At 51.7% G+C, this 24,390-nt stretch carries 19 protein-coding genes; all 19 read left to right on the top strand.

Annotated elements, in window-relative coordinates:
- Window positions 1-6 precede the first annotated feature (6 nt).
- Window positions 7-804: a phosphatidate cytidylyltransferase gene (locus M0651_RS15780; protein WP_248552702.1), complete on the top strand. Its 798-nt coding sequence runs from the start codon at window positions 7-9 to the stop codon at window positions 802-804.
- 169 nt (window positions 805-973) lie between these two features.
- Complete coding sequence (locus M0651_RS15785) at window positions 974-2,113, top strand: 1-deoxy-D-xylulose-5-phosphate reductoisomerase (protein WP_248552703.1); 1,140 nt, start codon at window positions 974-976, stop codon at window positions 2,111-2,113.
- A 106-nt stretch (window positions 2,114-2,219) separates the two neighbouring features.
- On the top strand, window positions 2,220-3,494 hold the full coding sequence (gene rseP / locus M0651_RS15790; protein WP_248552704.1) for an RIP metalloprotease RseP: 1,275 nt from the start codon (window positions 2,220-2,222) through the stop codon (window positions 3,492-3,494).
- 75 nt (window positions 3,495-3,569) lie between these two features.
- A complete protein-coding gene (proS, locus tag M0651_RS15795; protein ID WP_248552705.1) occupies window positions 3,570-5,021 on the top strand; it encodes a proline--tRNA ligase in 1,452 nt (483 codons plus the stop codon).
- Window positions 5,022-5,204: 183 nt separating this feature from the next.
- Window positions 5,205-9,521, top strand: a complete 4,317-nt coding sequence (locus M0651_RS15800) for a PolC-type DNA polymerase III (protein WP_248552706.1) — start codon at window positions 5,205-5,207, stop codon at window positions 9,519-9,521.
- A gap of 562 nt (window positions 9,522-10,083) precedes the next feature.
- Window positions 10,084-10,545 carry a ribosome maturation factor RimP gene (rimP, locus tag M0651_RS15805; protein ID WP_248552707.1) on the top strand — a complete coding sequence of 154 codons (462 nt, stop codon included), beginning with the start codon at window positions 10,084-10,086 and terminating at the stop codon, window positions 10,543-10,545.
- 224 nt (window positions 10,546-10,769) lie between these two features.
- Window positions 10,770-11,867: a transcription termination factor NusA gene (gene nusA / locus M0651_RS15810; protein ID WP_248552708.1), complete on the top strand. Its 1,098-nt coding sequence runs from the start codon at window positions 10,770-10,772 to the stop codon at window positions 11,865-11,867.
- A 15-nt stretch (window positions 11,868-11,882) separates the two neighbouring features.
- Window positions 11,883-12,203, top strand: coding sequence for an RNase P modulator RnpM (rnpM, locus tag M0651_RS15815; RefSeq protein WP_248552709.1), 321 nt, complete (start codon window positions 11,883-11,885; stop codon window positions 12,201-12,203).
- Window positions 12,196-12,525 carry a L7Ae/L30e/S12e/Gadd45 family ribosomal protein gene (locus M0651_RS15820; RefSeq protein WP_248552710.1) on the top strand — a complete coding sequence of 110 codons (330 nt, stop codon included), beginning with the start codon at window positions 12,196-12,198 and terminating at the stop codon, window positions 12,523-12,525. Before rnpM ends, M0651_RS15820 begins: the two co-directional genes overlap by 8 nt.
- Window positions 12,518-15,157 carry a translation initiation factor IF-2 gene (gene infB / locus M0651_RS15825; RefSeq protein WP_248552711.1) on the top strand — a complete coding sequence of 880 codons (2,640 nt, stop codon included), beginning with the start codon at window positions 12,518-12,520 and terminating at the stop codon, window positions 15,155-15,157. Before M0651_RS15820 ends, infB begins: the two co-directional genes overlap by 8 nt.
- A gap of 14 nt (window positions 15,158-15,171) precedes the next feature.
- Window positions 15,172-15,525, top strand: a complete 354-nt coding sequence (rbfA, locus tag M0651_RS15830) for a 30S ribosome-binding factor RbfA (protein WP_248552712.1) — start codon at window positions 15,172-15,174, stop codon at window positions 15,523-15,525.
- 30 nt (window positions 15,526-15,555) lie between these two features.
- Window positions 15,556-16,536 carry a DHH family phosphoesterase gene (locus M0651_RS15835; RefSeq protein ID WP_248552713.1) on the top strand — a complete coding sequence of 327 codons (981 nt, stop codon included), beginning with the start codon at window positions 15,556-15,558 and terminating at the stop codon, window positions 16,534-16,536.
- Window positions 16,533-17,450: a tRNA pseudouridine(55) synthase TruB gene (truB, locus tag M0651_RS15840; protein WP_248552714.1), complete on the top strand. Its 918-nt coding sequence runs from the start codon at window positions 16,533-16,535 to the stop codon at window positions 17,448-17,450. The genes M0651_RS15835 and truB overlap by 4 nt, the downstream gene beginning before the upstream one ends.
- A 51-nt stretch (window positions 17,451-17,501) precedes the next feature.
- A complete protein-coding gene (locus M0651_RS15845; protein WP_248552715.1) occupies window positions 17,502-18,449 on the top strand; it encodes a bifunctional riboflavin kinase/FAD synthetase in 948 nt (315 codons plus the stop codon).
- A 170-nt stretch (window positions 18,450-18,619) separates the two neighbouring features.
- Window positions 18,620-18,889, top strand: coding sequence for a 30S ribosomal protein S15 (gene rpsO, locus M0651_RS15850; protein ID WP_018752384.1), 270 nt, complete (start codon window positions 18,620-18,622; stop codon window positions 18,887-18,889).
- Window positions 18,890-19,134: 245 nt separating this feature from the next.
- Window positions 19,135-21,243: a polyribonucleotide nucleotidyltransferase gene (gene pnp, locus M0651_RS15855; RefSeq protein ID WP_248552716.1), complete on the top strand. Its 2,109-nt coding sequence runs from the start codon at window positions 19,135-19,137 to the stop codon at window positions 21,241-21,243.
- 154 nt (window positions 21,244-21,397) lie between these two features.
- Window positions 21,398-22,444: a polysaccharide deacetylase family protein gene (locus M0651_RS15860; protein WP_248552717.1), complete on the top strand. Its 1,047-nt coding sequence runs from the start codon at window positions 21,398-21,400 to the stop codon at window positions 22,442-22,444.
- A gap of 84 nt (window positions 22,445-22,528) precedes the next feature.
- Window positions 22,529-23,782, top strand: a complete 1,254-nt coding sequence (locus tag M0651_RS15865; RefSeq protein ID WP_248552718.1) for a M16 family metallopeptidase — start codon at window positions 22,529-22,531, stop codon at window positions 23,780-23,782.
- Entirely contained in the window at window positions 23,766-24,221 is a 456-nt protein-coding gene (gene dut, locus M0651_RS15870; RefSeq protein WP_372490969.1) for a dUTP diphosphatase, read from the top strand. The genes M0651_RS15865 and dut overlap by 17 nt, the downstream gene beginning before the upstream one ends.
- Window positions 24,222-24,390 lie beyond the last annotated feature (169 nt).

The raw sequence follows: 24,390 nt of genomic DNA on the forward strand, positions 1-24,390 counted from the left end.
AGACTGGTGAAACAGCGGTTGGTTACGGGCATCATCGCCGGCGGCCTTTTTCTCGGAATGTGCTGGTTGGGCGGAACCCTCTATCATGTACTTATTTTGCTTATGGCTCTAATCGGATATTACGAATTTGTGCGAATGACCCGCATCCCGGCGTTCCAAGGGCCAGCTATCCTGGGTTACTTAGGCGTCATTTATCTTGGGTTTCCGTGGCGGTTGTTCGATATCGCTAGACCGCTCGGCGACTCCGCGGTGTTGTGGTTATTCATGCTGCTCTTCTTGGCCGTTACTGTGATCAGCAAAAATGAGACGTCCATCGGTCAGGTCGCTATGTTGTATATAGGTATGGTTTATGTCGGCATCGGATTTGCGGCGATTACGGAAACACGCAATACCGCTGACGGTCACGGCTTGTTCTGGACATTTCTCATGTTGGCGGCGATATGGAGCAGTGATGCGGGAGCTTATTTTGCCGGTCGGCGATTCGGCAAACATAAGCTCTGGCCTGCAATCAGCCCAAACAAAACCGTAGAAGGGGCGTTGGGCGGCGTGTTGCTGGCCGTCATCGTTGCCGTGATCTTCGCGTTCGCATCCGGCGGATTGCTTACAGTCGGACGAGCTGTACTGTTGGGGATCTCCGCTGCAGTGGTGGGTCAATTTGGCGACTTAATCCAATCGGCGTACAAACGAGTTTACGGTATCAAGGATTCGGGCAAGCTGCTGCCCGGCCATGGCGGGATTCTGGACCGGTGCGATAGTTGGATCGCGGTGTTCCCGTTCATACATATCCTGACCCTCCTCCCTTAACAAGGAGGATTTAAAATCGGCTTCCCAGCACGAGGTGGATTCGATGAGGCGGATTCGGCGTCGAATCCTCCAGTTGGTCGGTTTTTTCTGTGAATAACGGCGCTAGAGTCCGTTAGACGATTTGAATCTCCTAGGATCTCTTTGAATCACTTAAAACACGAGGTGCAACATGAAGAAAATTGCGTTGATCGGCTCGACGGGTTCCATAGGGACACAGACACTGGATGTGATAAGGGCTTATCCCGAGGAATTCCGGTTGGAAGGTTTGGCAGCCGGCAGTAACATCGAGTTGTTTGCTCGTCAAGTTCATGAGTTTCGGCCCCGCAAAGCATCTGTGGCCAACAAGGAATTAGCGGATCGGATCCGCCCGCAGCTCCCTGAGGGGATCGAGCTTTATTATGGCGATCAGGGATTGATTGAAATTGCGGCGGGGACTGACGCCGATACGGTTGTGACGGCCATTGTCGGCAGCGCAGGGTTACCCGCGACATTGGCGGCGATCGAGGAAGGTAAGCATATCGCGTTGGCGAACAAGGAAACGCTGGTAACGGCCGGACACCTGGTTACGGAACTGGCCCGGCGTAAGGGCGTTTCACTGCTTCCCGTCGACAGCGAGCACTCCGCAATTTTTCAGTGTTTGAACGGGGAACATCATGAAGAAGTAAGGCAAATTACGTTGACTGCCTCGGGCGGTTCGTTCCGAGATCTGACGCGAGAACAACTTCGTGGTGTCACGGTGGAGGATGCGTTGAAGCATCCCAACTGGGCGATGGGAGCCAAGATCACCATCGATTCTGCCACGATGGTCAACAAAGGATTGGAAGTCATCGAAGCTCATTGGCTGTTTGGGCTTCCTTTTGAGCAAATAGGGGTTCTGCTGCACCCGGAAAGTATCATCCACTCTTTCGTTGAATATCGTGACGGCAGTGTGATCGCCCAGCTTGGAACGCCGGATATGCGGGTGCCGATCCAATATGCACTCACTTATCCGCACCGCTGGCCATCGGCGGCGAAACGGTTATCGCTGGCTGAGGTTGGGAAGCTGAATTTTCGCGAGATGGACATGGATCGGTTCCCATGTTTAAGACTAGCCTTCGAATGTGGTAAAATAGGAGGTACGGCAACCAGCGTTTATAATGCCGCGAATGAAGTGGCCGTTGCCCGTTTTTTGAAGGGGGATATTCCGTTCCTGCAGATCGAGACTCTCATTGAAACGGCTTTAGCCAAACATGAGGTGCAAGCCCATCCGGATTTGGATACGATTCGTGAGGCCGATCGCTGGGCACGAGCCTTGGCTGAAACGTTATAAGTGATGTTCACTTCGTGATCAGCGGTATTCTCTTGTGCCTGATCGGAGAATATATTAATCTAAAGTAACGTTGGACGATCCGTGGCCAGAAGGGGGATGCTTACGCTTGGAATTGCTGAAAATCATATTTTTGACGGTGCTCATGTTTTTCGTCATCGTAACGGTGCATGAATGGGGACATTACTTTTTCGCGAAGCGTGCCGGCATTTTGGTACGGGAGTTTGCCATCGGGTTTGGCCCCAAACTGCTGTCTTTCAAACGGGACGAGACCCAGTTCACCTTGCGTTTGCTACCTTTCGGCGGTTACGCGCGTATGGCGGGCGAGGATCCGGAGTTGGTCCAGATCTCGGACGGACAAACTATCGCTTTGCGTTTGGAGAATGATCTGGTTCGTAAAATTTATCTAGACCGCTTAGACAGTCGTAAGAACGTGATTCGCGGCGAAGTGCAGCATATCGACCTCGAAGACGATCTGGCGGTACGTCTGGACGTGGATGGCGAAACGCTAACCTATAAGGTACATCCGCAGGCCATGATGGTGACGAAAGGAAAAGAGACGCAAATCGCCCCTAGAGACCGGCAGTACGGCAGCAAAACCGTGGGACAACGCGCCTTATCGATTTTTGCCGGTCCGCTGATGAACTTTATTTTGGCGTTCGTGTTGTTTGCCCTTCATACCCAAATGGCGGGAATTCCGCTGGACCAACCTAGCCATCTGCAAATCGGCGAAGTCATGAAAGGCATGCCGGCCGAAGAAGTTGGGCTGAAAACGGGGGATATCATCGAAACGATCAACGGAACTCCGGTGGGGACCGATGCGAATAAAATGATCGAAATGATACAGGCTTCGAAGAACCAGCCGATGACGTGGACGGTTAAACGCGGCGAAGAAACGCTGAAGGTGACCATCACCCCGAAAGCGGCAGAGAACGAAGACGGCAAAATCGGAAGTACGATTATCACCGTGTTCCCGACGCGCAGCGCGTCATTCGGGGAGACGTTCCAGGTCGCAGAGGAGAATATGGTCAACACGACCAAGGCGATTTTCCTTGGCTTCCAGCAGTTGATCAACCGCTTTAACATGGACGATTTGGGAGGTCCGGTCCGCACGTTTGAGGTTACCGGCCAAATCGCCAAGCAAGGGATCGTGCAGTTGACGTATTGGGCGGCCATTTTAAGCCTCTACCTGGGGATCTTTAACCTGTTGCCGATCCCGGCTCTGGACGGAAGCCGTCTTATCTTCCTTGGGGTTGAGGCCCTGCGCGGCAAGCCAATCGATCCGAACCGCGAAGGCATGGTCCATTTCATCGGATTTGCGATGTTGTTCCTGCTCATGATCGCGGTCACGTACAATGATATATTGCGTTTGATTCATGGCTGATCCAATTAGGGGACGGCGTTAATCAACGCGTTGGGACATTAAACTTGTGGTTTTTACGGGAGGACATAGGTTCTTATGGCAAACGAGGAGAAACAATTCGTCACGGAGATTACCCCGCAGGGAGTGGACTTTTCCCGCTGGTACATCGACGTCATCAAAAAAGCGGATCTCATGGATTACTCGCCGGTCCGCGGCTGTATCGTATTTAAGCCGGATGGCTACGAAATCTGGGAACATATCCAGGCTGAGCTGGACCGCCGTTTCAAGGAAACAGGTCATCGCAACGCTTATTTCCCGCTGTTTATTCCGGAGAGCTTCTTCCAGAAGGAGAAAGAACATGTTGAAGGCTTCAATCCGGAGCTGCCTTGGGTAACGGAAGCTGCCGGCGAGAAGCTGGAGGAGCGTCTGGCGATACGCCCGACGTCGGAGACGATGATTGGGCATATGTACGAAAAATGGATCCAATCCTACCGCGACTTGCCCGTGCTGATCAACCAGTGGGCGAACGTGGTTCGTTGGGAGAAACGGACATTACCGTTCCTTCGCACGAGCGAGTTCCTGTGGCAGGAAGGCCATACCGCGCATGAAAATGAACAGGAAGCGCGTGAAGAAACGATGCGGATGCTGGAAATTTACCGCGATTTTGTGGAAAATTATTTAGCGATCCCGGTGATTGTCGGCCAAAAAACGCCGTCCGAGAAATTCGCCGGCGCGGTAGATACCTATTCGATCGAGGCAATGATGAAGGATGGCCGTGCGGTGCAAGCGGGGACTTCCCATTACCTCGGCACTAATTTTGCCACGGCATTTGATATTCAATATTTGAACCGCGAAAACGTTCGCGAATATGTACACACGACCTCCTGGGGCGTCAGTACCCGGTTGATCGGCTCTCTGATTATGGTGCACGGGGATGATCGCGGATTAGCGCTCCCGCCAAAGGTTGCGCCGAAGCAAGTCATGATCATTCCGATCGGCCCTCCGAAAACATGGGAAGCGGTCGTTGGCAGAGCGGATGAATTGTTCGCGGAGTTGAAGAAAGCCGGTATTCGCGTCGGTATCGACGATCGCTCCGATTTCCGTCCAGGCTGGAAGTTTAACGAATACGAGATGCGCGGCGTTCCGGTTCGTCTGGAGATCGGACCTCGGGATATGGAGAACGGCGTTTGCGTACTCGTCTCCCGGATCAGCGGCGAGAAGAAGGTGATCCAGCAGGATCGCTTGGTCGAAGAAGTTCAGGCGATGCTGGAACAGGTTCATCAGGAAATGTTCGAGCGGGCCAATGCGTTCCGTGAAGAGCATTTCTACAGTGTCGATAGCTTGGATGAAATGAAGGCAAGTATTGAGGAGAAACGCGGCTTTACTTTAGCCGGATGGTGCGGTTCGGAGGCTTGCGAACGTCAAGTGAAAGAAGAGACGGGAGCGACCAGCCGGAATATCCCGTTCCATCCACAAACGGTTAAAGGCACCTGTCTCGTTTGCGGGGATCAAGCGAAGCATACCGTCGTATTTGCCAGAGCCTATTAAGATGAACTTTCGCGTATTGTCCCGCTAGAGTTCCGGGGAACTAGGGACGCAAGCGAACGGTACAACCACAAGAGGGCTTTCGGCAGTTTAGCGCCTGCAGGCTTTTCACGCCGCTGGCAAACCGCCGTAAGCCCTTTTTTCATTCATGGGAATAAGTCAGCTAGCAAGGTGAGGGGAGAGGACATGACCGAGACGCAAGACAAGAGAAACCGGCTGGAGCTGTTGATGAAGCAGGCAGACGTGCCCGCTTCGCTGATCGATCCGTATTTTCTTGACGGGCATATCGAAAAGGTGGAGGTCAGCCGCAGCAATCGAGAATGGAGAGTCACCATTCAGAAGGACACATTAGTGCCGGCTCAGGCGTACCGTACATTTTGCCTTCGTGTGAGAGAACGAATGGAGCATATCGCCATCATTTCCTTTGAATTTCATTACGGCTCCAGCGTGTCGGCCAATGACATCGTAGGCGAGTACTGGTCGCTATTCCTTGAGTGGGTGAAACGCCAAGTTCCGTCCGTAAACGGTTGGATGGCCCGAGCTGGATTTGACGTAGACGGCGACACGGTAACAGTGACACTGGGGGACTCCATGGCACTGGAATTGGCGCGTAAGAAACAAATCGATAAGGCGATCACCGCTTATTATGAAACCTATTTTGCCTTGCCGCTAAGGGTTAAGCTGCAAACCGGCGAACCTGACGTCGAAGCGTTTGAAGAGTTCCAACAACGGATTGTAGAGGAAGAACGCGAAGTCATTCAGCAGATGATGGAGAGCATCACGGTCGAAGCACCTCCGGAAGAAGTTGAAGGAGAAGTCATCAAGCTGCAGATCGGAAACGACATCAAGGAGCAGCCCGTTCCAATTCAGCAAGTTCAAGATGAAGAGAAGAAAATTACGATCCAAGGAACGATCTTTGGGCTGGACCGCAAGGAGTTGCGGAACGGCAACACGTTATTCGTGTTCTTCTTAACCGATTTCTCCGATTCCCTGCAGTTGAAATTGTTCGCTAAGAATAAAGAAGATTTGAAGGTCATGGGCCAACTCGCCAACGGCAAGTGGATCAAAGCACGGGGTAAGGTGGAAATGGACCGCTTTATGCCGGTTCCCGAGCTGGTGATGATCCCATCGGAGTTATGCGAAGTTTCTGCGCCGCCGGGTCGCAAGGATAACGCTCCAGAGAAGCGTGTCGAGTTCCATCTGCATACGTCCATGAGCACGATGGACGCCGTAACGCCGATAGGCGATTACGTGAAGATGGCCGCCAAGTGGGGGCATAAGGCGATTGCCGTCACCGATCACGGGGGCGTGCAAAGTTACCCGGACGCGGCGAAGGCAGCGAAGAAAAACGGCATCAAAATGATCTATGGCGTCGAAGCCAATGTCGTGAACGACAATGTCGCAGTTGTGCTGAACCCGCGAGGGGATGATCTGAAGACGGCGACCTACATCGTATTCGACATCGAGACCACCGGCTTGTCAGTTACGCAGAACAAAATCATAGAAATTGCAGCCGTGAAGATGCAGGAAGGCAAGGAGATCGATCGATATGCGACCTTTGTTAATCCGCATGAACGGATACCCTATCATATCCAACAGCTGACGAACATTAACGACGATATGGTGAAGGACGCACCCGACGTGGAGCCGGTATTGAAACGGTTCGTCGAATTCGCGGGGGACGCAATTCTGGTCGCGCATAACGCCCGGTTTGACTACGATTTTGTGAACGCCAAATTGAAAGAACTGGGTCTTCCGATGATGGAAAATCCGGTGCTCGATACGCTGGAGTTATCTCGTATGCTGTTCCCTTCCATGAAAAATCACCGACTGAATACGCTGGCCGCTAAATATAAAGTTTCGCTGGAGAACCATCACCGAGCGATCGATGATACTTTGGCCCTCGGTGAGATTTTGATCGGCCTGTTGGATGACGCCGCTAAGATCGAAGGGTATAAATCACTGGACCGTTTGAACGACAAAGTCGGTAAAGACTTGTCCAATTCTCGGCCGTTCCACTGCGGGATTTATGCACTGAATCCAGTCGGTAAGAAAAACCTGTTTAAGCTGATTTCGATGTCGCATACCGAATATTTCAAGCGGGTGCCTTGCATTCCTAAATCCAAACTGGTGGAGATGCGCGGTGGTCTATTGATCCTGTCCGGTTGCGAGAAGGGTGAATTTTTCGAAACGGTATTGAATAAGTCGGTTGAAGAAGCGGAAGCGGTCGCTGAATTCTACGATGTGCTCGAAATCCAGCCGCTTACGATGTACATGCACTTAGTGGAAAAAGGGTTAGTTGGCAGTACAGAAGAACTGGAAACGGCCATTCGCAAAGTTGTCGAGATTGGCATGAAGCTGGATAGACCGGTTGTCGCTACTGGAAACGTGCATTACCTGGATCCGAAGGACAAGCTGTACCGCGACATTACGATTCACGGGATCACCGGCTTCAGTCCATTAAAGGATATTCGCAAGCCGGACGCGCATTTCCGGACAACGGAAGAGATGTTGGAGGAGTTCGCTTTTCTTGGGAAAGAGAAAGCCTTCGAGGTAGTCGTGACTAACACGGCGGCGCTAGCCGACAGGTTCGAGGAACTGGAGCTGTTCCCGGACAAGCTGTTCACCCCGATTATCGAAGGGGCGGACGAAGAAATTCGCCGGACCTGTTACGATACGGCTAAATCGGTTTACGGCGAAGATTTGCCGGAAGTGATCATTAAGCGGTTGGAGAAGGAACTGGAGCCGATTATCAAATATGGGTTCTCGGCCAACTATCTGATCTCTGAACGGCTGGTGAAGAAGTCGAACCAAGACGGATATCTCGTCGGCTCTCGGGGGTCGGTCGGTTCGTCGGTTGTCGCGTTATTCCTCGGCATCTCCGAGGTTAATCCGTTGCCTGCCCACTATATTTGCTTAAACCACGAATGTAAATACAGTGAATGGTTCCTGGACGGCAGCGTGCCCAGCGGCTTTGACCTTCCCGACAAAAACTGCCCGAATTGCGGAGGTAAGCTGAAGGGCGAAGGTCAGGACATCCCGTTTGAGACGTTCCTAGGCTTTAAAGGCGATAAGGTGCCCGATATCGATCTTAACTTCTCCGGAGAATATCAGCCGGTGGCTCACAATTACACCAAAGTGCTGTTCGGGGAGAAGAATGTTTTCCGCGCGGGTACGATTGGTACAGTGGCAGAGAAAACGGCGTTTGGCTTCGCGAAGAAATACGAAGAGGAGCATAACAAGAGCTGGCGCGGAGCGGAATTGAACCGCTTGGCGGCGGGATGTACCGGCGTTAAACGCAGCACCGGACAGCATCCCGGCGGGATTGTTGTCGTTCCGGATTATATCGAAGTTGAGGACATCACTCCGGTCCAATTTCCGGCGGATGATACAGGGGCGGAATGGAAAACAACACATTTCGATTACCACGCCTTTGACGCTAACTTATTGAAGCTCGATATTCTCGGACACGATGATCCGACCATGATGCGGATGCTGCAGGATTTAACCGGAGTTGACCCGCAAACGATCCCGATGAACGATCCGAAAGTCATGAGCATGTTCAACTCAACGGAATCGCTCGGAGTCGCGTCGGAACAAATCCGCACACCGGTTGCGACCTATGGCATACCGGAAATGGGAACGAAATTCGTTCGTCAGATGCTGGTTGAATCGCAGCCTTCCTCTTTTGCGGACTTGCTGCAAATCTCCGGGCTATCACACGGAACAGGGGTATGGCTTGGGAACGCGCAGGAGCTGATCAAGAACGGAACCTGCAACATCAAAACCGTGATTGGTTGTCGGGACGATATTATGTTGTTCCTGATCTATAAAGCGGGGATGGATGCCGGACTGGCCTTTAAAATTACGGAGAGCGTTCGTAAGGGTAAAGGGCTGACGCCGGAATGGATCGAGGAAATGAAGAAATGCAAAGTGCCGCAATGGTACATCGACTCCTGCCTGAAGATCCAATACATGTTCCCGAAGGCCCACGCCGCCGCTTACGTTATCTCCGCGGTGCGGACCGCTTATTTCAAGTTGTATTATCCGATTGAATATTATGCGACATACTTCTCTGTACGCGGCGAGGATTTCGATATCGAGCTGTATTGTCAGGGGTATGAGGCGATTTACCGGAAAATTGAAGAAATCGAGCAGAAGGGCTTCCAGGCGCTGCCTAAGGAAAAGAACATGTTGCCGATTCTGGAGATGGCACTCGAAATGACGGCCCGCGGCTTCCATTTCAAGCCGATCGACCTGTATCGTTCGGACGCCACTAAGTTTATCGTCGATGGCGATTCGTTGATTCCGCCATTCTCGGCCCTCGCCGGTATCGGGGAGAACGCGGCCAAGAATATCGCCGCCGCGAAGGAGCAAGGCGAGTTTCTGTCGATCGAGGACTTCCAGCAGAAATCGAAAGCAAGCAAAACGATCGTCGAGCTTCTGAATTCGATGGGTTGCTTCCGCGGTTTGCCGGAAAGCAACCAGCTGTCCTTATTTTAATTTTACTTCGTGATCCGAAGTTTGGCTTTTTAAACATCCTATACAATCAAGGTTTAAAAAGACAGGTTTGGAGCGCCAAGAAGGTTGGATGAAGCCAGGGACTGAGTAGCGGAACGTACGTATTGGGTACGTGAGCAACGGAAGGCCCGGGTGAATTCAAGATTCGCCGCCGAATAAACTTCTGGTATCCGCTTCGTGATCCGAAGTTTGGCTTTTTAAACATCCTATACAATCAAGGTTTAAAAAGACAGGTTTGGAGCGCCAAGAAGGTTGGATGAAGCCAGGGACTGAGTAGCGGAACGTACGTATTGGGTACGTGAGCAACGGAAGGCCCGGGTGAATTCAAGATTCGCCGCCGAATAAACGCCTAGTATCCGCGTCGCGATCCGAAGATGGCTTTTTAAACATCCTTACACAGTAAAGGTGTTTTACTTGTCACTCAGTATGTACTATGTTATAATTTTTTTGGCAATCATGAAGATAGAACCGTTGTTTAAAGAGTGGGGAAACCCACTCTTTAATCTTTGGTATATAGGATTGAATTATTGGAGGTAATGTACGCTTGAGCACACCAAAGATCAAAGCGACCGTTGAACAAATGGTCACGCCTTATTTGGAGGAGAACGGCTTTGAACTGGTTGACGTGGAATACGTCAAGGAGGGGAGCAACTGGTTCCTCCGCGTATTCGTCGACAAAGACGGCGGCATCGATATCGATGACTGCGGCCGGATCAGCGAATACCTTAGCGAGAAGCTCGACGCGAATGATCCAATTCCGTCGGCTTATTTTCTAGAAGTGTCTTCGCCGGGAGCGGAACGTCCGCTGAAGAAAGCCGAGGATGTATCCAAGGCGGTCGGTAAAGACGTATTTGTTACTACATACGAACCGGTAGACGGCCTGAAAGAATTTGAAGGCCGACTTCTTTCCTTCGAGGACGGCGATATGGTCGTCGAAGTTGGGAAGAAGCGTCACGCCATTCCATATAGCAAAGTCGCCAGCGCAAGATTGGCCATTATTTTCTAGAAGTAGTTCAAAAAGTCATCTTTTGATTACGAAGCTGGTTGAGAAGCGGATTCGACATCGAATTTTGAATTCAGGCGGGCCTTCCGTTGCTCACGTACCCCAAACGTACGCTGCGCTACTCAGTCCCTAGCTTCATCCGACCTTCTCGGTGCTCCAAACCTGACTTTTTGAGTTTTACTATTAGCGTGACCTACGGGAATTATGAAAGGGGGAACTCGAGGCAAATGAGCATGGATTTTATCGAAGCCTTGAATGAATTGGAAAGGGACAAAGGGATCAGCAAGGATATTTTGTTCGAAGCGATCGAAGCGGCGCTGATTTCTAGCTACAAGCGCAACTTTAATACAGCGCAAAACGTGCGTGTGGATATGAATCGCCATACCGGCGCGATTAAAGTGTACGCCCGCAAGCTCGTAGTTGAGGAGGTCCTCGACCCGCGCACAGAAATTTCGCTGCCTGCGGCACGCGAGATTAATCCGAACTATCATCTCGACGACATTACTGAAATCGAGGTAACTCCTCGCGACTTCGGCCGAATTGCGGCGCAAACCGCCAAACAGGTCGTCACGCAGCGCATTCGCGAAGCGGAACGCGGACTTATCTATAATGCGTTCGTAGAGAAGGAAGAGGACATTGTTACCGGGATCGTGCAACGCCAGGATTTGCGTAATATTTACGTCGATCTCGGCAAGATCGAAGCCCATTTACCGCTGAATGAATTGATGCCGAACGAGAAGTTCAAGCACGGCGACCGGATTAAAGCGTACATTACCAAAGTGGAAAACACGACGAAAGGACCGCAAATCTTGCTGTCCCGTACGCATCCGGGCTTACTGAAGCGTTTGTTCGAGCTGGAGGTTCCGGAAATTTTCGATGGTGTGGTGGAGATTCGTTCTGTGGCCCGCGAAGCCGGCTTCCGTTCCAAGATTGCCGTATTCTCGCGCAACAGCGAAGTTGATCCTGTCGGCTCTTGCGTAGGTCCGAAAGGCACACGCGTGCAAACCATTGTGAATGAGCTTCGCGGAGAGAAGATTGACATTGTTCGTTATTCAGAGAGCGTCGAGGAGTATGTGGCGAACGCGCTGAGCCCATCCAAAGTGCTCGAGGTTCAGGTGTTTGAGGCGGAAAAGATGGCTCGCGTGATTGTGCCGGATTACCAGCTGTCGCTAGCGATTGGGATCAAAGGACAGAACGCTCGCCTCGCCGCTAAATTAACCGGTTGGAAAATCGACATTAAGAGCGAAACCCAAGCGGAAGAGGAATTCGGTAGAGAAAAAACCGATCTAGGCGAAATGCCTCAGGATTCCATCTCCGTGGACTAACGGGAGGTGGCATGGATGAAACAAAGAAAATTACCGCTGCGCAAATGCGTGGCATGCCAGGAAATGATGCCCAAGAAGACGCTGATCCGCATCGTGCGATCTCCGGAGGGTGAAGTATCCATCGACCTGACAGGCAAAAAGTCGGGCCGAGGCGCTTATCTTTGCGGGAAAACGGCCTGTTTCAAGCTTGCCCACAAATCGAGAGCGCTTGACCGTGCTTTGAAAGCTCCGGTCGGAGCCGAGGTTTATGAGCAGCTGGCTCGCGATTTCCTGGCTGTGGAGGATGAATTCCTCGCCGCTCAGGCGCGGGCGGAGGAAGAGGACGAAGATGAATAAGGCCCAGCCGTTGTCCGGACTAGGCCTCGCGATGCGGGCGGGTAAACTGGTGACAGGCGACGAAATCGTCCTGAAAGCGATTCGATCGGGAGAAGCTAAGCTGGTGATCGTTGCAGGGGATGCTTCAGCCAATACGCAGAAGAAATTCCGCGACAAATGCGGGACCTACAAGATCCCGCTCATGATTGGTTTCGACCGGGAAACGCTCGGGGGGAGCGTCGGCAAGCCGGAACGGGTCGTTCTGGCTCTCATCGATCAGGGTTTTGCCGAGATGATACGCAAAGCGATCTTGAAAACATCGGAGGTGGAGTATATTGAGTAAACAAGAAAAACAAGATAAGCTCAGGGTGTACGAATACGCCAAATCGCTCAACATGAGCAGTAAAGAAATTATTACGATTCTTAAGCGTCTTAATATCCCGGTCAACAATCACATGAGCGTGATGGAGAATGATACCGTCGGCCGTGTGGAACAGTTTTTCAAGGATATTAAGAGCAATGCGGCAGCGAAACGAGAAAACTCGGGACGTAACGATTCTCCTGCCAAATCGCCGGCACCGGCTTCCGCAGGAGGAAGCCAAACACCGAAAGCCTCATCCGGAGAACCTTCCGGTCATCGCGGAGATCATGGACGCCAAGTACAGAGCAGCACGAACGCACCCGTTAAAAACCAAAATCAACAGGAAAAGCAGGTAAGCATGAATAATAAACCAAAAACAAACCAAAACAATACAAACGGCAGCACAGCTGTCCAGGAAAGATCGAGCCGTCCGACCGGCGGTAATCATCAAAACTCTCGTCCGCAAGGCCAAGGCGGGGGGAACTCATCTGGCGCAAACCGGAGCCCGCAAGGTAACCGGGGACCGGGTCAAGGCGGCCAGCCTCGCAACGATGGCGGACAACGCCAAGGTCAAGGTCAAGGCGGTGGTGGAAATCGCGGACCGCAGCAGCAAAACCGCAGCTTTACGCCAAGCAATAACAATAATGGCGGCGGGAACAGCGGAGGCCAGCGCCAAGGCCAAGGTCAAGGCCAGGGGCAAGGTCAGAGAAGAGGAAATAACAATAACAACAATAATGGCGGCAGAAACCAAAGAGGTTTCGATGATAACCGAAATGGCGCCAATTTTAGAAATAACCGAGGCGGCAAGGGCGGACGCGGAAGAGGTCCACAGCAACCACCACGTGAGAAGATCGACAATACACCGAAGAAGATTATTGTTCGCGGTACGATGACGGTTGGCGAAACCGCCAAATTGCTGCATAAGGACGCTTCCGAGGTCATCAAGAAGCTGATCTTGCTGGGTGTGATGGCGACGATCAACCAAGAGCTCGACATCGATACGATCCTACTGCTCGCAGGGGACTTCGGCGTTGAAGTTGAAGTGAAAATTCCGGTTGAAGATGATCGTTTTGAAACGATGGAAGAGGTTGACGACGAAGCGGATCTGAAGGATCGTCCGCCTGTCGTAACGATCATGGGTCACGTCGACCATGGTAAAACAACTTTGCTTGACGCGATTCGTTCGACGAACGTGACCGGCGGCGAAGCCGGCGGGATCACGCAGCACATCGGGGCTTACCAAGTTGAGATCAACAACAAGAAGATCACGTTCCTGGATACTCCGGGTCACGAAGCGTTTACGGCGATGCGTGCTCGCGGAGCGCAGCTGACAGATATTACGATCATCGTGGTTGCCGCAGATGACGGTGTCATGCCGCAGACGGTTGAGGCAGTGAACCATGCGAAGGCAGCAGGATTGCCAATCATCGTAGCTGTCAACAAAATCGACAAACCTGACGCCAATCCGGATAAAGTGAAGCAAGAATTGACAGAATATGAGCTTGTACCGGAAGAATGGGGCGGCGATACGATTTTCGTCAACGTCTCTGCGAAGCAAAAGCTCGGTTTAGAAGGCTTGCTTGAAATGATTCTGCTGGTAGCGGAAGTCAACGAGTATAAAGCCAATCCGGACAAACGCGCTCGGGGTGCAGTCATTGAAGCTGAGCTCGATAAATCCCGCGGTCCGGTAGCCCGCGTGTTGGTTCAGCACGGGACGTTGAAGGTTGGCGACGCCTTCGTCGCAGGGAATTGCTTCGGCCGTGTCCGTGCGATGGTTAATGACCGCGGACGCCGTTTGAAGGAAGCAGGACCATCGACGCCGGTGGAAATTACTGGTCTGAACGAAGTGCCGCAAGCCGGTGATCCGTTTATGGTATTCGAAGACGAACGTAAGGCTCGTTCGATCGCCGATAAACGCGCAATTACGCAGCGTCAGTCCGATCTGGGCTCGAATACGCGCGTCACACTGGATGATCTGTTCCGCCATATCAAGGAAGGCGAGATTAAAGATCTGAACGTGATCATTAAAGCGGACGTACAGGGTTCGGTTGAAGCGCTCAAAGGCGCGCTTGAGAAAATCGAAGTCGAAGGGGTTCGCGTCAAGATCATTCACAGCGGGGCCGGTGCCATTACCGAATCCGATATTATTTTGGCTGCGGCTTCGAACGCGATTGTGATCGGCTTCAACGTTCGTCCGGACAACCAAACCAAAGCGACAGCGGAGCAAGAGAAGGTCGATATTCGATTACATCGCGTCATTTACAACGCAATCGAAGAGATCGAGCAAGCGATGAAAGGGATGCTTGATCCGGTTTACAAGGAAACCGTTATCGGCCACGCTGAAGTACGTAATACGTTCAAGATCAGCAAGGTCGGAACGATCGCGGGCTGTATGGTGACTTCCGGTAAAATTACCCGTTCCGCGGAAATGCGTTTGGTTCGCGACGGGATCGTGGTATACGAAGGCAAGATTGATTCTCTGAAACGTTTCAAGGACGACGCTAAGGAAGTCGCCCAAGGTTACGAGTGCGGGATTACCCTGGACAATTACAATGACCTTAAAGAAGGCGACGTCATTGAGGCGTTCATCATGGAAACGGTTGAACCGAAGTAAGGTGGGTGTCTAAAATGGCCAAAAATCGTACCGGCCGCGTAGGCGAACAGATTAAGAAAGAACTTAGCGTGCTCATCCAGAGTGAACTGAAAGATCCGCGCATCGGTTTTGTCACGGTGACCGGGGTCGATGTGACGAGCGATTTGTCGCAGGCCAAAGTTTATCTCAGTGTGTTTGGCGACGAGGAGAAGAAAAATGAATCCTTAAAAGCGATCGAGAAAGCGACCGGCTTCTTACGTACCGAAGTCGGAAAACGAATTCGGCTGCGTCACACGCCGGAGTTGATTTTTAAGATCGATGAATCCATCGCATACGGCAGCCGGATTGAGAAGATTCTCGGTGAAATCACACATGAGCACGAAGAATGATATTTCAAATGGAATTAGAAGGAGACGGCTATGCAGACGACCTATGAACGGGAGCTGAGTCAGACCAGAGATTTTTTGACTCAGCATAATCATTTCCTGATCGTTTCGCATGTTCAGCCGGACGGTGACGCAGTCAGTTCCACCCTTGTGGTGGGCTGGCTTCTGTCATGTCTGGGCAAAAAATTCGTAATGGTCAACGAAGGGCCGATCCCGAAGCGGATGCGTTACCTTTGGCGTGCGGAAGAAATTCTCGATTTGTCGGTCACGCCGCTTGACCGCAAGTTTGACCATGTGATTTGCGTGGACTGTGCTGATTTCAAACGGGTAGGCATGACGCACGAATGGTTTGCCGAAGGCGCGCAACTGCTCAATATCGATCATCATCCGACCAATGACCTCTACGGTACGGTCAATCTCGTCGTACCAAGTGCGGCAGCCACCGCTGAGATCTTATTCGACCTTCTTACTTATATGGGGCTCGATTTGGACGAGTCGGCCGCAACAGCGCTGTATACGGGACTGTTGACGGATACCGGCGGCTTCCGGTATTCCAATACATCGCCGAAGGTCATGGCGGCTGCATCCAAACTGTTGGAATACGGCGTGGATGGTCCCGGCTTATCCGAGTTGCTGCTGGAACAAATGACGTTGCCGCAGCTGCGCTTACTGACTCGGGCTTTAAACGGTCTTGAGCTCACGGAAGACGGGAAGATTGGCTGGGTATCCGTAGATGACGAAGATTTAAAAGCGACCGGTGCGGTGCACGAGGACATGGAAGGCATCGTCAATTATCCGCGAAATATTCAAGGGGTCGAAGTGGGGCTGCTGTTTAAAGTCATTAACGAACAAGCCGTTAAGGTGAGTATGCGGTCCGCTGGAACTGTTGATGTAGCAAGGGTCGCCCAACATTTTGGCGGCGGCGGACATGTCCGGGCAGCGGGGGCTCGAATTGAGGGTACCTTGGAAACGATCATCCCTAGAGTGCTGGAACAAGTGAGGCTGCAGTTATGAATGCATTCGAAGGCATTTTGCCTATCCACAAGCCGGCTGGGTTTACTTCACACGATGTGGTCGCCAAATGCCGAGGCATCCTGAAGATGAAGCGAATCGGTCATACGGGCACGCTAGACCCGGCAGTCACAGGCGTGTTGCCATTATGTCTTGGGCGCGCAACGCGAATGGTTGAATATTTGCAAGAGTTGCCGAAGGAATACGAGGCGACTTTAGTACTTGGAGTTGCTACGGATACAGAGGACATGACGGGTGAAGTCATCGAACAGGTGGAAGAGGTTCGGGTCACGGAAGAGGAAGTTCGGCAGGTATTGTCCCGTTTCATAGGAACGATCTCGCAGATTCCGCCGATGTATTCCGCGCTGAAGCAAGACGGCAAGCGATTGTATGAGCTGGCACGGGAAGGTAAAACCGTGGAGCGTAAGCCCCGCGAAGTGACGATCTATGAATTGGAGTTGCTTGCTTTCCATCCGGAAGGACCTCATCCCCGGATCTCTTTCCGGGCGTTATGCTCCAAAGGGACTTATATCCGAACACTATGCGTCGATATTGGGCGAGCGCTTGGCGTGCCTGCGGCGATGACCGAGCTGAAGCGAACGATGTCAGCCGGCATCACGGAGTCGCATTGTCTGACGCTGGATGAGGTTGCGAGGCACGTCGCGGACGGAACGCTGCAAGAGCATTTATTGCCGGTTGACAGAGCGGTGGAGCATTTGCCGGCTCACATGGTTTCATCCGATAAAGTTAAAGCGGCATTACAAGGTCAAAGGCTGTCTTCTACCGTGGTATCTCCGGCGGTCAAACGCGGTGAAACCGTGCGGCTTTACAGCCCAGAACATCAATTTTTAGGCGTTTTCCGGGTGGAAGAGGAGACGATGGCTGTGAAGGCAGTCAAAGTATTTTTACCCGAATAGAATAGGCCTCATGAAATGCGCATTCCGAGGAAAATTGCAGGTGACATGATCATGGAAACGATAAAATTATCATATCCACTAACCGAACGATTTATTGAACAAAATGCTTGCCCGCAAGTGCTGGCGATCGGTCAATTTGACGGGCTTCACCTGGGACATGCCAGCGTGATTGATTCTGCTGTAAGGCTCGCCGGCGAACTAGGCCTTCCCGCCTCCGTCATGACGTTCCATCCGCATCCGAAGGAAGTCATGAAGAAAGGCGATTATGACGGCTATTTAACGCCTCCCGAGGAGAAGGAGCGAATTTTACGTGAAATGGGCGTGGATTTCGTATATATCGTTGAATTTAACGATGCCTTCTCTCGGGTGAGCCCGCAAAATTTCGTATCCGGCATCCTGGTGCCGCTTAAGGTGCATACAGCCGTTGTTGGATTTGACTTCCGTTATGGGTACCGGGGCGAAGGAGACGCGGGAATGCTCCGCGAATTGAGCGGCAACGTCCTGGATGTAAACACGGTGCCGCCGTTCCTGATCGATGGAGAAAAAGTGAGCAGCTCGGGTATCCGTAAAGCACTGCAGGAAGGCGAGATCGAGCTTGCCAATCGCTGGTTTGGCCGGACGTACTCGTTGAAAGGGACGGTCATGCACGGTGAAAAGCGCGGGCGCCAGCTCGGTTTTCCGACAGCAAACCTTAAACTGGCGGAACACTATGTCGTACCGGCCAGCGGGGTATACGCCGTACGGGTGACCCACAACGGCACCACCTACTCCGGTGTGATGAATGTTGGGGTAAAGCCAACCTTTCATGAGGATGGGAAGATCTTTTGGCTCGAAGCTCATTTATTTGAGTTTACCGGTGAGATTTATGATGAGAGCTTGTCCGTGGAATTGGTTCATTATATCCGCGAGGAGCGTAAGTTCAGTTCGCTGGATGAATTGATCGCGCAAATCGGGCGGGATGCGGACACCGCTAAACGGTTGCTGAAAACTTCCCCATAATCAAGCTGGACATGGCATTTACTTTACCTATCGGCTATGGTATACTATGTAACGTTGTCATGAGGAAGAACATGTTTTTTCCAAGCGGCAGCAAGAACCTTGGCTTGGTTGCACGGTTTCACCGCCGGCGACGAGGCTAACGGCGATTTGAGATAAAGGAGGTGAACAGGATGGCATTGACTCAAGAACGTAAACAACAATTGATCCAAGAGCACAAAACTCATGAGTCCGATACCGGATCCCCTGAGGTGCAAATTGCTATCCTTACGGAGAATATCGTGAATTTGACGGACCACTTGCGCACGCACAAGAAGGACCATCATTCCCGTCGCGGTCTTCTGAAGATGGTTGGTCAACGTCGTAAGTTGTTGGCTTACTTGAAGAACAAAGACGTGAGACGTTACTCCGCTTTGATCGAGAAACTTGGATTGCGTCGTTAATTCGAATGTTTGATAAAAGCAGCCTAGTTGCATGGCGGACGCTGGCGAAGCGTACGTATGCGGCCGGGTTGCTTTTTACCCATTTAGGGCTTGTTACGATAAGCTTCCACGATCAGCTCCTTCAGGAGCTTTTGTTATGAGGACATCTTTCTATAGCTGGGACAGCCATTCATCTTATGAATTGCCGAAAAGCAGGAAATAATGAACTCAGTACCGAACTTGTATTGGTGATAAGGAGGGATTTCATGCAGAATCAAGTGAAAATGGATTTGGGGGGGAGACCTCTCATCCTGGAAACCGGCCGATTGGCCAAGCAAGCCAACGCGGCTGTTATGGTCCGCTACGGCGATACGGCGGTGTTATGTACGGTTACAGCGTCTTCGGAGCCCAAGGACTTGGACTTTTTCCCGTTGACGGTCAATTATGAAGAGAAACTTTATGCAGTCGGTAAAATTCCCGGCGGCTTCATTAAACGGGAAGGTCGTCCGAGTGAAAAGGCTATTTTGGCTAGCCGCTTGACCGACCGTCCGATTCGCCCGCTGTTCCCGGAAGGCTTCCGTAACGACGTGCAAATCGTGAACCTGGTCATGAGCGTGGATCAAGACTGCGAGCCAGAAATTGCGGCGATGATCGGGACTTCAGCGGCGCTTAGCATTTCCGACGTTCCGTTTAACGGGCCGATCGGCGGCGTAGCGGTTGGGCGGGTTAACGGACAATTCGTGATTAATCCAGACGTAGCGCAACAGGAAGCCAGTGACATTTACGTGGTTGTAGCCGGTACCAAAGACGCCATTATGATGGTGGAGGCGGAAGCCAACGAAGTACCTGAAGAGGTCATGCTCGAGGCAATCATGTTCGGCCATGATGAAATTAAGAATATCGTTGCCGTCATCGAAGAGCTTGTGAAAGTAGCCGGTAAAGAGAAAATGCAAGTCAAGCTCCATAAGGTAAATGAAGATGTGGACCGGGAAGTTCGCGCTTTTGCCCAGGATCGTCTGGTTGAAGCTGTGAAGATCGCCGAGAAGCATGCACGTCAGGATGCGATTGATGCTATCAACGACGAAACGGTGGCTCAGTTCGAAGAGAAATACATAGAATCGCCGGAACTGCTTGCCGATGTGAAGGAAGTCTTGCATGACATCGTCAAGGATGAAGTGCGCCGGTTGATTACCCATGATAAAGTGCGCCCTGACGGTCGTAAATTGGAAGAAATTCGTCCGATCGAATGCGATATCAATCTGCTGCCACGTACGCACGGCTCCGGTCTGTTTACGCGTGGACAAACGCAGGCGCTTAGTGTATGTACATTGGGGGCGCTGGGTGACGTTCAAATTCTTGACGGCATCGATCTGGAAGAATCCAAGCGCTTTATGCACCATTATAACTTCCCGCCGTTCAGCGTAGGTGAAGCTCGTCCACTTCGGGCTCCGGGCCGCCGCGAAATCGGTCACGGTGCTCTAGGCGAACGCGCGTTGTCGAAGGTAATTCCGCCGGAAACTGAATTCCCGTATACGATTCGTCTTGTATCGGAAGTTTTGGAATCCAACGGTTCGACGTCTCAAGCGAGCATATGCGCCAGCACGCTGGCGATGATGGATGCCGGCGTTCCGATCAAAGCTCCAGTTGCCGGGGTGGCGATGGGACTGATTAAAGACGGTGAGCATGTGTCTATCTTGACGGACATTCAAGGGATGGAAGATCATCTCGGAGATATGGACTTCAAAGTGGCTGGCACCTCGGAAGGCGTTACAGCCATTCAGATGGACATCAAGATCGACGGGATCGACCGGCAGATTTTAACGGATGCTTTGAAACAAGCCCGTGAAGGCCGGATGTTTATCCTGTCCAAAATGATGGAGCGCATCCAAAAGCCGAAGGAGCATTTGTCTCCATACGCGCCGAAGATCGTCATCATGCACATCAATCCGGACAAGATCCGCGATGTCATTGGCGCAGGTGGCAAGATCATCAACAAGATCATCGAGGAAACCGGCGTGAAAATCGATATCGAACAAGACGGCCGCGTATTTATCGCTTCTACGAACGAAGAGATGAACAGCAAAGCGCGTTCGATTATCGAAGGAATCGTCAAGGAAGTCGTGGTCGGTGAAATTTATGTAGGTACCGTCAAACGGATTGAGAAATTCGGCGCTTTCGTCGAAATTTTGCCGGGTAAAGACGGTTTGGTGCATATTTCCCAGTTGTCCACGGAACGTGTAGCTAAAGTGGAGGATGTTGTGGCGATCGGTGATACGGTAACCGTTAAGGTAACCGAGATCGACAACCAAGGACGGATCAATCTTTCCCGCAAAGCGGTGTTAACCGCAGAAACGGAAAAATCCCCTTCCAACTAAATAAATCAGTTTGACAACGCAGGTCATCCTTGCGGGAAAAGAGACAGAATGAATCAATTCTGGCTCTTTTTTAATGCTTCCGGAAAGGAAGCATATCTACGGGCTTGTCAACATATGATGGGGACAAAAACCGTTTGAGGGGATGAGCTTCAGCATGGGTCGGAACAAGTTTGCGGTCATCGCGATATGCATTGCCTTTGTCATGATACTGGGGCAGTTTGCCGGCATTCGGGCTTTTGTCGTGGAAAGCTCGGAGGGAGAGGGTGGCAGCTTCGCTTTCCGCCTAATTAACGACCTGGCAGGAGGGCCCGGCGCTATAGGCTTACAGGACCTTGAAAGCGGCGGGACGACGAAGGGTACAGATCCTCTTCTGACCCAAATCGTCGATGAAGCTGTAAAGCGGCGGATCGAGCCGGTGGACGCCGTTGTTGACCGGGTCTGGAAAGCCATTCCCGGCTATAACGGCCGTGAAGTGGATGTTGAGCGCACCTACGCTAAGGCGAAACAGCAACCGGAAGGTGCTGAAATCGAATACGTATACCGCGAGCTGAAACCGAAGGTGAACCTGGATGATTTGGGTGCCCAGCCGATTTACCGGGGGAATCCCAATAAGCCAATGGCCGCGCTGATGATTAATGTTGCCTGGGGGAATGAATATCTTACTCCTATGCTTGATACGTTGGATAAGACGAAGGTGAAAGCTACCTTCTTCCTGGATGGCAGCTGGTTAAAGAAGAATGAAGAAATGGCTGCAGAAATCAAGCGTCGTGGCCATCAAATTGAAAATCATGCCTACTCGCATCCGAATATGAGCCAGCTGGAAATAACCCGGGCACGCCTTGAAATCTCCAAGACGAAAGAGCTGTTGAAGGAGAAGTTGGGCGTGGAGAATCGCTGGTTTGCCCCGCCTTCGGGTGATTATAATATGCAAACCGTGAAGCTGGCAGCAGAGCAAGGACTTAAGACGGTCTTGTGGACCTTGGATACGGTGGATTGGAGAAACCCGCCGGCATCCCGTATTGTCAGCAAAATTTCCAGCAAGGTGGAGCCGGGCACGCTCATTCTGATGCACCCCACGGCCTCCAGCCGGGATGCGCTTGAGGGGATGATACAAGCCATCCGCAGCAAAGGATTGATGTTAGGTACGGTGGAGCAGACGTTGTCGCCCGATCGGGTCGAAGCCGAGGTTCCGCAGAGTTGAGCTTGCCGCCTTTTTTTGGTAGGATAGGGGTGCATTTATTACAATGCGCAGAAATGCTTCGCAAAACATTTAGGAGGGCCTTTCGTGAAGAAAACGCAATTAAAAAACGGCCTTCGGGTGGTTATGGAGAAAATACCGACTTGCCGTTCGGTCTCGTTTGGTATTTGGGTCAAAACCGGCTCCCGCAATGAGAGCCCCGAACGGGGCGGAATATCACATTTTATCGAACACATGCTGTTTAAAGGTACGGAGCGATACAGTGCCAAAGATATCGCAGAGCAATTTGATGCGATCGGCGGGAATGTAAACGCGTTTACGTCCAAGGAGTATACTTGTTATTATGCTAAAGTGCTTGATGAGCATTTACCGATTGCGGTCGACGTATTGTCAGACATGTTCTTCCGTTCCTTGTTCGATGCCGAAGAGCTGCGGAAAGAGAAGAACGTGATCGTCGAGGAAATCTCCATGTACGAAGACACGCCGGATGATATGGTGCATGATCTTGTATCGCAGGCGGCCTACGGGGAACATCCGCTGGCACTGCCGATATTAGGGACCGAGGAGCAGCTCCGCGCCATGGAATCCGAGCATCTTCGGGAATATATGCGCGAGCACTACACGATCGAGAACACGGTCATCAGCGTAGCCGGCAATATTGACGATCAAGTCATCGATCTGCTGGAGAAATATTTCGGCGATTTTTCGAAACGGGGGAACTCCAGTCCGTTAGTTGCGCCTGACTTCTTGGGCGGTCTCCAATTCCATCGCAAGAAAACAGAACAAAATCATATCTGCTTGTCCTTTCCGGGTTTACCGGTTGGAGAAGAGAAACAGTATGCCATGGTCCTGCTTAACAATGCGATCGGAGGTGGCATGAGCTCGCGCCTCTTCCAGGAAATTCGCGAGAAACGTGGCTTGGCGTACTCGGTGTACTCCTATCATAGCTCGCATGCGGACAGCGGCTTATTTACGGTGTACGCGGGTACTGCGCCGCGCCAGACAAAAGAAGTGCTGGACTTGACCAAGGAAATCCTGCACGACGTATCGGTCAACGGGATTACCACCAGCGAGTTGAGTAAAGGGAAGGAACAATTGAAGGGAAGTTTGATTTTGAGCCTGGAGAGCACCGGTAGCCGCATGAACCGACTCGGCAAGAACGAGCTGATGCTGGGCAAACATTATACCTTGGATGAAATGATTGCCCGGATCGAGTCGGTGACGATGGACGATGTGAATACAGTGCTGAAGGTTATGTTTAGCCAACCGTTTTCCCTGGCTATGGTAGGCTCGTCAGATCGCGTGATTTCGGGAGTAAGGAGAGATGAACTTGTCGTTTGAAGTACAAATCAATCGATTAGCAGGAAATGAAGATATTGAGCTGCCTCGCAAAATGTCGGAGCTGGCCTCCGGCTTTGACCTCTACGCAGCCGTCACGGAGGAGCTAACGCTCCAGCCGGGACAACGTGCCCTCGTGCCGACCGGGATCGCTATCGCGATGCCAGGGGGCTTAGAGGCGCAGATCCGCCCGCGCAGCGGCCTGGCTTATAAGCACGGAATCACGTGCTTGAATACGCCCGGGACGATCGACGCCGATTACCGCGGCGAAATCAAGGTGCTGCTGATCAACCTTGGGCAGGAACCGTTTGTCATTCAGCGGAATGAACGGATTGCGCAGATGGTGTTCCAGATCGTCCCTGAAGTAAACCTCGTGCAGGTAGACGAGCTGTCGGAGACCGTTCGCGGCGCCGGCGGGTTTGGACATACGGGGACGAAGTAAGGTGCGGAGCGAGCGAGTAAACCTGCGTATCTTACTCAGGTTCTAATGAAGAAGGGTAAAAAAGGTTCTTATTTTCGGTTAGGCAAGGGTTATGGCCGAAATAAAGGACTTTTTTACCCTTACTTTCATTTATCGTTCCTAAAAGTGGCGGATATGACGGGTTCAGCTT

It is taken from the genome of Paenibacillus mellifer (assembly GCF_023195895.1).
GTDB lineage: Bacteria > Bacillota > Bacilli > Paenibacillales > Paenibacillaceae > Fontibacillus > Fontibacillus mellifer.

Bases quoted from the DNA above. Each gene is read 5' to 3' on its own strand.
- proS (WP_248552705.1), top strand. From the start codon at position 3,570: ATGGCAAACGAGGAGAAACAATTCGTCACGGAGATTACCCCGCAGGGA.
- rnpM (WP_248552709.1), top strand. From the start codon at position 11,883: ATGAAACAAAGAAAATTACCGCTGCGCAAATGCGTGGCATGCCAGGAA.
- truB (WP_248552714.1), top strand. From the start codon at position 16,533: ATGAATGCATTCGAAGGCATTTTGCCTATCCACAAGCCGGCTGGGTTT.
- M0651_RS15835 (WP_248552713.1), top strand. From the start codon at position 15,556: ATGCAGACGACCTATGAACGGGAGCTGAGTCAGACCAGAGATTTTTTG.
- nusA (WP_248552708.1), top strand. From the start codon at position 10,770: ATGAGCATGGATTTTATCGAAGCCTTGAATGAATTGGAAAGGGACAAA.
- M0651_RS15785 (WP_248552703.1), top strand. From the start codon at position 974: ATGAAGAAAATTGCGTTGATCGGCTCGACGGGTTCCATAGGGACACAG.
- M0651_RS15845 (WP_248552715.1), top strand. From the start codon at position 17,502: ATGGAAACGATAAAATTATCATATCCACTAACCGAACGATTTATTGAA.
- M0651_RS15820 (WP_248552710.1), top strand. From the start codon at position 12,196: ATGAATAAGGCCCAGCCGTTGTCCGGACTAGGCCTCGCGATGCGGGCG.
- dut (WP_372490969.1), top strand. From the start codon at position 23,766: ATGAACTTGTCGTTTGAAGTACAAATCAATCGATTAGCAGGAAATGAA.
- M0651_RS15800 (WP_248552706.1), top strand. From the start codon at position 5,205: ATGACCGAGACGCAAGACAAGAGAAACCGGCTGGAGCTGTTGATGAAG.
- pnp (WP_248552716.1), top strand. From the start codon at position 19,135: ATGCAGAATCAAGTGAAAATGGATTTGGGGGGGAGACCTCTCATCCTG.
- M0651_RS15860 (WP_248552717.1), top strand. From the start codon at position 21,398: ATGGGTCGGAACAAGTTTGCGGTCATCGCGATATGCATTGCCTTTGTC.
- rpsO (WP_018752384.1), top strand. From the start codon at position 18,620: ATGGCATTGACTCAAGAACGTAAACAACAATTGATCCAAGAGCACAAA.
- rbfA (WP_248552712.1), top strand. From the start codon at position 15,172: ATGGCCAAAAATCGTACCGGCCGCGTAGGCGAACAGATTAAGAAAGAA.